Annotated in this window: 5 protein-coding genes; 2 read left to right on the forward strand and 3 right to left on the reverse strand. The window is 62.0% G+C overall.

What is annotated here, in order from left to right; all coding sequences use genetic code 11:
• Together guaA and guaB are read right to left on the reverse strand one after the other, a co-directional pair.
• Positions 1-1,571 (reverse strand): glutamine-hydrolyzing GMP synthase (gene guaA, locus RIFP1SYM_RS14585; protein ID WP_039960631.1); only part of this gene is annotated, 1,571 nt, incomplete at its 3' end.
• Between the two features lie 148 nt (positions 1,572-1,719).
• Positions 1,720-3,183: an IMP dehydrogenase gene (gene guaB / locus RIFP1SYM_RS14590; RefSeq protein ID WP_039960636.1), complete on the reverse strand. Its 1,464-nt coding sequence runs from the start codon at positions 3,181-3,183 to the stop codon at positions 1,720-1,722.
• Positions 3,184-3,425: 242 nt separating this feature from the next.
• Between guaB and RIFP1SYM_RS14595 the strand changes: the two genes are divergently transcribed.
• Together RIFP1SYM_RS14595 and xseA are read left to right on the forward strand one after the other, a co-directional pair.
• Entirely contained in the window at positions 3,426-5,540 is a 2,115-nt protein-coding gene (locus tag RIFP1SYM_RS14595) for an ATP-binding protein (RefSeq protein WP_005966157.1), read from the forward strand.
• Positions 5,537-7,021: an exodeoxyribonuclease VII large subunit gene (gene xseA / locus RIFP1SYM_RS14600; RefSeq protein ID WP_039960632.1), complete on the forward strand. Its 1,485-nt coding sequence runs from the start codon at positions 5,537-5,539 to the stop codon at positions 7,019-7,021. The genes RIFP1SYM_RS14595 and xseA overlap by 4 nt, the downstream gene beginning before the upstream one ends.
• A gap of 9 nt (positions 7,022-7,030) precedes the next feature.
• On the opposite strand, the gene RIFP1SYM_RS14605 is transcribed toward xseA, so the two are convergent.
• A partial coding sequence (locus tag RIFP1SYM_RS14605; RefSeq protein ID WP_039960634.1) for a Lon protease family protein occupies positions 7,031-8,795 on the reverse strand: 1,765 nt, incomplete at its 5' end.

Genomic DNA, 8,795 nt, shown 5'->3' on the forward strand with positions numbered 1-8,795 from the left:
TCCCACTCGATCGTCGCCGGCGGCTTGCTTGAGATATCGTAGGCGACCCGCGAGATCCCCGTCACCTCGTTGATGATGCGGCGCGACACCTCTTCGAGAAAATCGAACGGCAGATGGGCGAAGCTGGCGGTCATGAAATCGATCGTCTTCACCGCGCGCAGCGAGACTACGTATTCGTAGCGGCGCGCATCGCCCACCACGCCCACCGACTTGACCGGCAGGAACACCGCAAACGCCTGACTCACCTCGTCGTAGAGGTTGTGCTTGCGCAGCTCCTCGATGTAGATGTGATCCGCCTGACGCAGGATGTCAGCATACGCCTTCTTCACCTCGCCGAGGATGCGCACCCCCAGTCCCGGCCCTGGGAAGGGGTGGCGATAGATCATCTCGGAGGGCAGACCGAGCTCGACACCGATCTTGCGCACTTCATCCTTGAACAGCTCGCGCAACGGCTCCACCAGCTTCAGCTTCATGTAGTCGGGCAGGCCACCCACATTGTGGTGTGACTTGATCACGTGGGCCTTACCGGAGGCGGCGCCGGCGGACTCGATCACGTCGGGGTAGATGGTGCCCTGGGCGAGGAAGGCCACATCTTCCAGCCGGCTCGCCTCCTCCTCGAAGATGTCGATGAAGAGGTTGCCGATGATCTTGCGTTTCTGCTCCGGGTCCGAGACCCCCTTCAACGCCTTGAGGAAGCGATCCTCCGCATCGACCCGGATCACCCGCACCCCCATGTGTTCGGCAAACGTCGCCATCACCTGATCACCTTCATGGAGCCGCAACAGGCCATTGTCGACGAAGACACAGGTCAGCTGATCGCCGATCGCCCGGTGCAGCAGGGCCGCCACCACTGAGCTATCGACACCACCGGAGAGGCCGAGCACCACTTGGGCATCCCCCACCTGCTCGCGCACCTGGGTGATGCTCTCTTCGATGATCTGACCCGGGGTCCAGAGCGCCTCACAACCACAGATCTGGAACAGGAAGTGATCGAGGATGCGCTTGCCCTGGCGGGTGTGGGTCACCTCCGGGTGGAACTGGATGCCGTAGAAACCACGCTCTTCATCGGCCATCCCCGCCAGCGGCGCATTGTCGGTCTCGCAGATCACATGGAAGCCGGGTGGCAGCGCCTCGACCCGATCGCCGTGGCTCATCCAGACATCGAGCAGGCCATAGCCCTGTTCATTGGTATGGTCCTCGATATCCTTCAACAGCTTGGAGTGGCCGTGGGCGCGCACCTGAGCATAGCCGTATTCGTGCTTGTCGGAGGCTGCCACCTTACCCCCCAGCTGTGCCGCCATGGTCTGCATGCCGTAGCAGATGCCCAGCACCGGCACCCCCAGCTCAAACACTTGCTGCGGCGCGCGCGGCGCCTCGTCGGCAGTCACCGTCTCCGGTCCGCCAGAGAGGATCACCCCGCTGGGCTTGTGCTCCAGCCCCATACCCGCATTATCGTAGGGAAAGATCTCGCAGTAGACCCCCGATTCGCGCACCCGGCGGGCGATCAGCTGGGTGTATTGGGAGCCAAAATCAAGAATCAGGATGCGATGGGCGTGGATGTCAGTGGTCATGTTTTTTCCAGTCGTTTAAACCAGAAAGGCACCAAGCTACAGGGCGTTTTCTACCGAAAACCCGAGCCTCGTGCCTCTCTGGATCGATCCAGTATCGTAGGTCCGGCTTTAGCCGGAGATGTCCGCCTGAAGGCGGACCTACAGTCAATCAGTCCCGACGGTAGTTGGGCGCTTCTTTGGTAATGGTCACATCGTGCACATGGGACTCGGTCATGCCGGCGCCAGTAACTCGCACAAAGCGCGGCTTGGTGCGCATCTCATCGAGATTCGCACAGCCGGTGTACCCCATGCTGGAGCGGATACCACCCACCAGCTGGTAGATTATGTTGGTCACCGAGCCCTTGTAGGGGACGCGCCCTTCGATACCCTCGGGCACCAGCTTCTCCTTGTCGGTGCTCTCCTGGAAGTAGCGATCGCTGGAGCCCTGCTTGCCGGACATCGCGCCCAGCGAGCCCATGCCGCGATAGGACTTGTAGGAGCGTCCCTGGAAGATCTCCACCTCGCCGGGCGACTCGTCAGTGCCGGCGAACATGCCACCAACCATCACCGAGTAGGCGCCTGACGCCAACACCTTGGCGATATCGCCGGAGTAGCGCAGCCCGCCATCGGCGATCAGCGGCACGCCGCTGTCCTCCAGCTGCTTCGCCACGTTGGAGACTGCCGTCACCTGGGGCACGCCGACACCAGCGACAATGCGGGTGGTACAGATCGAGCCTGGGCCAATCCCCACCTTGACCGCATCCGCACCGGCATCCACCAGCGCCTGGGCCGCCTCGGCAGTGGCGATATTACCGCCGATCACCTGCACCTCGGGATAGTGTTTCTTGACCCAAGCGACCCGGTCGAGCACCCCCTGGGAGTGGCCGTGGGCGGTATCCACCACGATCACATCGACACCGGCCTCGGCCAGCCGCTCGACCCGCTCCTCGGTGCCCGCGCCAACGCCGACCGCGGCGCCAACCCGCAGTCGCTCCTGATCGTCGCGGCAGGCGTTGGGGTTATCCTTCGCCTTCTGGATATCCTTCACCGTGATCATGCCACGCAGCTTGAACTCACCGTTCACCACCAGCACCTTCTCGATGCGGTATTTGTGCAGCAGCTGCAACACCTCGTCACGATCGGCGCCCTCGTTGACGGTGACCAGCTTATCCTTGCGGGTCATAATGTTGCGCACCGGATCGTCCATCTTGGTCTCGAAACGCAGATCGCGTCCGGTAACTATACCCACCAGCTTGTCGCCATCCACCACCGGCACACCGGAGATGTTGTGCGCACTGGTCAGCTCCACCACCTCGCCGATGCTGATATTGGGCGCCACCGTGATCGGGCTGCGGATTACTCCCGCCTCATACTTTTTGACGTTGGCGACCTGTTGGGCCTGCTCTTCCGGGGTCATGTTCTTGTGAACGATGCCAATACCGCCCTCCAGCGCCAGCGCGATGGCGAAACGGGATTCGGTGACCGTATCCATGGCAGCTGAGACCAGCGGGATATTGAGGTTGATATCGCGGGTCAGTTTGGTCCGCAGATCGACATCGTTGGGCAACACCGTAGAGTGGGCCGGCACCAACAAGACATCATCAAATGTGAGGGCATCCTCGATTACACGCATAGTCTTCGCTTCCGCATCGGAGTGGGTCAGGCGGGGCATTATAGAATCTGCCACGGTACCGGTAAACTGGATCACCTGCCACGGACCAAAATTCTCAAACAGAGATCGGCTGGTTGAATGGTCTGGTCATCGACAGGCACCTCAGCAGGGTAGCTGGAAAACATCGCTATCAACCATCCTGAAAAGATCCGGGATATACTGCCCGCAATAGAAAGAGGCTGAGTAGAGACTAGGTCGCCCCAATGCCCACACACGCAAACCACCCCATACTGACGAGATTGCACAACAGCGATGAACTGCAATCATCCGTGGTACGGCTGCTGGCCTGGGTGATGATGGCGAGCGTGCTCATCATCGGCAGATGGCGCGAGCTATTTCCCTTTGCCTGGGAGGATTTCATCCTCTTTTTTGGCATTCATCTCGCCTGGTTCATCGGGCTGCTGCTGCATACCATATGGACACCCCAAGCGAACCCCAGACGGCAGTTGCACGCCGCACTTGCGGATGTCAGCGGCACCTCCTTCTGCATCTATCTCAGCGGCAACCCCTTCAGCCCTTTTTTCCTCATCTACCTCTGGTCATTCGTCTCCCAAGGCACCCGCTACGGCACCCACAATCTGCTCTTCTCCTGCGCCGCCAGTGTCATCGGCTACAGCTTGGTGGTCATCCTAATGGACGGCTGGTCGCAGCATTTTCTCTACACCCTGTTCCTGCTGGTTGGCCTGATCATCCTGCCACTCTATCAGTTTATGTTGCTGCGCCGGCTACACTTCTCACGTCAGACCGCCGAGGCTGCCAGCCGCGCCCGCGGCAACTTCCTCGCGGTCATGACCCACGAACTGCGCACCCCGCTCTCCAGTATCATCGGCCTCTCCCGGCTGCTCGGCGCGACCCGGCTCAACCGCGAACAGCGCGGCTACATCAGCTCCATCAGCTCCTCCGCCGACACCTTGGCGGCATTGATCGGCGACATCCTCGACTTCTCCAAGATCGACGCCAACAAGCTGGAGCTGCACCCCTCGGCGTTCGATCTCCGCAGCTGCGTCATCGACGTCTGCAGCGGCCTCGGCACCAGCGCTGCCAGCAAGGGGGTGGAGCTGGTCTGCCGCATCGACGCCAATGTACCGAACGAGATCCTCGCCGACGAACTGCGCTTTCGCCAGATCCTCTACAATCTGATCGGCAATGCGGTCAAATTTACCCCCTCTGGCCATATAACCGTCACACTGACGCTGCATAACGATGAACAGCACTATCTGCAGCTCGAGGTGCAAGATACCGGCATCGGCATCGACAAAGAGAAGCGCAACCGGATCTTCGACGAATTCTGGCAGTCGGACTCCTCCCGTACCCGCGAGTACCGCGGTACCGGCCTCGGCACCACCATCGCACGGGATCTGACAAAGATGATGGGCGGTGAGATCGGTTTCGGCAGCGAGACCAGCAGGGGCAGCTGCTTCTGGTTGAAGCTACCCTGCCTGAGAGAGATACCGGACGACCCACCCGGCCCTCCAGAGGCGCTACAGGGGGTTACCGTCGCCATCTCCGAGCCCTCGCCAGAGAGCCGCAATGTACTGGTCGACTACTGCTGCCAGGCTGGCATTCAGGTGATCCTGCTGGATCATTACGACAATCGCCAGATCGATCCAGACTCCGGCTTCAACGGCAATCCAGTAGACCTGCTGCTGGTGGCAGAATCCCCTGCCACCGATGACACCCAGGAACGCGCCGAACGGCTCCTCAACTATCTGGGAAAGAGCGCGCCAGTACTGTTTTTGACCTTCACCCACGCGATCAGCAGCGACAACCACAACCTCAACCTGCGCAAGCCGATCAACCCGGTCGATCTGTGGCATGCCATCGAACAGCTGATCGACGACCAGCCCCTGGACGAAGACTCGAAATTCGCCCTGGAGAGCGGCTTTGTACCGCTACTGGAGGCCACCCGCGAGACCCACGTGCTGGTGGCTGAGGATGACAGCATCAGCTTTCAGCTGATCAATACCATGCTGACGAAGGCCGGCTACCGGGTAAAGCGTGCGCAGGACGGCAAACAAGCCCTCGACCTGAGCCGTTCCAGCGGCTTCGATCTCGCCCTGGTGGACGTTCGCATGCCGCACATGGACGGCATCGAATTCACCCGCATCTACCGCAGCCGGGAGAAGCCTGGCACCCGCTTACCGATCATCGCCCTCTCCGCCAACACCGCTGAAGAGGTCAAGCAGGAGTGCCTCGACGCAGGCATGGACGCCTACCTGCTGAAACCGGTCGACACCGAGAAGCTCAACGCCCTGCTGCGCCACTTTCTCATCGATACCGCCAAAAAAGTGGCGCTGCAACGGCCGCGCAACCAATGAACAGCCAACTTAAGCCCAACCGGGATATCTACTCCATCTCCCGCCTGGTGCGGGAAAGCCGCGCGGTCATCGAGGGCAGCTTCCCGCTGCTCTGGGTGGAGGGCGAGATCTCCAACCTGGCGCGCCCCGCCTCTGGCCACATCTACTTCACCCTGAAGGACCAGGTGGCCCAGGTACGCTGCGCGATGTTCCGTATCAAGCGCCAGCGGCTTCGCTTCCAGCCGCAAAACGGCCAGCAGGTGCTGGTGCGCGCCCGGGTCAGCCTCTATGAGGCGCGCGGCGAGTTCCAGCTCAACATCGAACATATGGAGCCCGCCGGCGAAGGCGCGCTGCGTCAGGCGTTCGACCGGCTCAAGGCGAAGCTCGCCGCCGAGGGGCTGTTCGATAGCGAGCACAAGCAACCGCTGCCCAGGCTGCCCCGCCAGATCGGCCTGATCACCTCCCCCTCCGGCGCCGCCCTGCGCGACCTGCTGACGGTACTGGCGCGACGCTTCCCGGCGATCCCGCTGCTGATCCACCCGGTGCAGGTGCAGGGCGACACGGCAGCACAGCAGATCGTACAGATGCTGCAGCTGGCCAACCGGCAGCAGCGCTGCGATCTACTGATCCTGGCGCGCGGCGGCGGCTCCCTGGAGGATCTGCAGCCGTTCAACGATGAGCGTGTGGCGCGCGCCATCTTCGACTCGCAGATCCCGCTGATCACCGGCATCGGCCACGAGATCGACTTCACCATCGCCGACTTTGTCGCCGATCAGCGCGCCGCCACCCCCTCCGCCGCCGCCGAACTGGCCAGCCCCGAGCAGGTCGAGCTGCGCAGCCGCCTCAACAGCCTCCAGCAACAACTCCAGACACGGCTGCGCCACATCACTACCAGCCATACAGAGCGGCTGAGACAACTCAGCGCACGCCTGCAGCGGCAGCACCCGCAGCAGCATCTGAGCCAGCTCAGCCAGCGCCTGGACGAACTGCGGCTGCGACTGCGCCAACAACAGACCCGCCAACTCGACAGTGCCCGACTCAACCTGGCGCATCTGCAACAGCGCCTGCAGCCACAGAGCCCGCTGCAGCGCCTGGTGCGATTTGAACAACGGATGGAGAAGCTGGCGGAACGCCTGCAACAGAGCCAGGGACGACAACTGAGCCGCGCCCAGCTGGCCCTCAGCTATCTACAACAGCGGCTGCAGAGCGCCTCACCAGCGCATCAGCTGGCACCGTTAGACGAAAGACATCACCATTTGCAGCAGCGGCTGCAACAGGCGATGGAGAGCCGACTCGAACAGGCCCAGGGACGGTTGGCCCAGTTCGCCCGGGATCTGCACAACCTCAGTCCGCTTACCACCCTGGAGCGGGGTTTCGCCATTGTCAGCAGTGAAGACGGGACGATCCTGCGGGATGCCGCCAAGGTCACTGTCGGCGATCAGATAGAGACCAGGCTGGCCCGCGGCAGGCTGCGCTGCCGGGTTCTCGAATCAGGCGAGTAGATTGCGCACTCAGCCCTGCCCACCGGAGAGCTGCAGGCGCAGCGCAAACCACTCCGCCAGCCGTACCTGCACCTTGCCGTTGACGGTCTGCTTAGGGTAGACCCCCTGCTCATCCGCCACCCCCGCCAGCATCCCGGTGAAGAGCTCCATCGCCTGCTCCACATGGCGCACCACATAGATAGAAAACAGGCCCTCAGCAGCGGCCTCGCGCAGGCTCTTTTTCAACATCAGATCGGGCAGATTGACCTGCGGGATGATCACTCCATGGCTGCCGTCCAGACCGCGCGCCTGGCAAATATCGAAGAAGCCCTCGATCTTCTCACAGACCCCGCCGATCGGCTGCATCTCACCATGCTGATTGACCGAACCGGTGATCGCCAGGGACTGCTTCAGCGGCAGATCGCCGAGCGCTGAGAGCAGCGCACAGAGCTCGCCGGCGGAGGCGCTGTCACCCTCCACCTCACCGTAGTTCTGCTCGAACACCAGGGTCGCCGAGACCGATAGCGGCTGATAGCGAGCGTAGCGGCGGTTGAGGTAGGCGGAGAGAATGAACACCCCCTTGCTGTGAATCGGCCCGCCCATATCGACCTCGCGTTCGATGTCGATCACCTCGCCACTGCCGATGCGCGCGGTGGCGCTGATGCGGTTCGGCATACCGAAGCTGTAATCCCCCACCTGGATCACCGACAGGCCATTGACCCGGCCCAGCTGAATGCCGTCGGTATCGATCATCAGGATGCCGTCGAGGATCTCCTGCTGCATACGCTCCTGTAGCTGACCAACACGTCTCTGCTGATGCTCGATAGCATGCTCCAGCTGCGCCACGCCGATCTGTTCTTTTTGCTCCCTGGCGCTCCAATAGTCAGCCTCCTGCAGCAGATCAACCAGACTGCCCATGTGCAGCGAAAGCCGAGCACCGTCGCCGGCGCGGCGCGCCGCCCACTCCACTATCCGCGCTGCCGCCATACGCTCGATCGGCCGCAACCCCTCACGCTGCTGCAGAGTAGCCACCAGCCGCAGAAATCGCTGATCGTTGCCCGGCTGTCGCGGCAGAGTCTCGGCAAAGTCGGCCACCACCCTGAACAGCTGACTGAACTCAGCATCATAGGCTTTCAGCAGATGGTAGATGTGGCGGTCGCCGATCAGGATCACCTTCAGGTCGATGGGAATAGGCTCCGGCTCCAGACTGGTGGTACTGACCAAGCTGAGCTGGCGCTCCAGGGATTCGATGCGGATCTCGCGGGATTTCAGGGTGCGCTTCAGCGCCTCCCAGGCGTAGGGGTTGGCGAGCAGTTTCTCTGCCTCCAGCAGCAGAAAACCGTCGTTGGCGCGGTGCAGCGCACCCGCTTTGATCAGGGTGAAGTCGGTAGCAATGGTGCCGAGGCGCGCCATATGCTCGATCCGCCCGAGCAGGTTCTGGTAGGTCGGATTGGTCTCGTGCAGGATCGGCACCGCCGGGCCATCCCGATTGTCCACCAGCAGGTTGACCTTGTAGCGATTGAAGCGGGGGGCATCCGCTCCTGGAGGGGACTCCCTCTCCTCATCGGTCCCGCTGAACAGTTCAATCTGCTGCAGAAGATCCCGGTGCAGGCGCTCAAAGTAGCTCAGCAGCTCATGCTGTTCGGCATATTTACTGGCCAGCTCGCCGATCAGCTGCTCAATCACCAGCCCCACCACCTCTAGCTCCAGCTCTTTGTAGCGGCTGCGCAGCTCCCGCTGCCACATCGGGATCTGTCCCAACACTTGGCGCAGCTGGTCGCGGAACTGATCGATC

This window comes from endosymbiont of Riftia pachyptila (vent Ph05) (genome assembly GCF_000224455.1).
GTDB lineage: Bacteria > Pseudomonadota > Gammaproteobacteria > Chromatiales > Chromatiaceae > Endoriftia > Endoriftia persephonae.

Coding starts and splice junctions, on each gene's coding strand:
- guaB (WP_039960636.1), bottom strand. CDS start 3,183: ATGCGTGTAATCGAGGATGCCCTCACATTTGATGATGTCTTGTTGGTG.
- xseA (WP_039960632.1), top strand. CDS start 5,537: ATGAACAGCCAACTTAAGCCCAACCGGGATATCTACTCCATCTCCCGC.
- RIFP1SYM_RS14595 (WP_005966157.1), top strand. CDS start 3,426: ATGCCCACACACGCAAACCACCCCATACTGACGAGATTGCACAACAGC.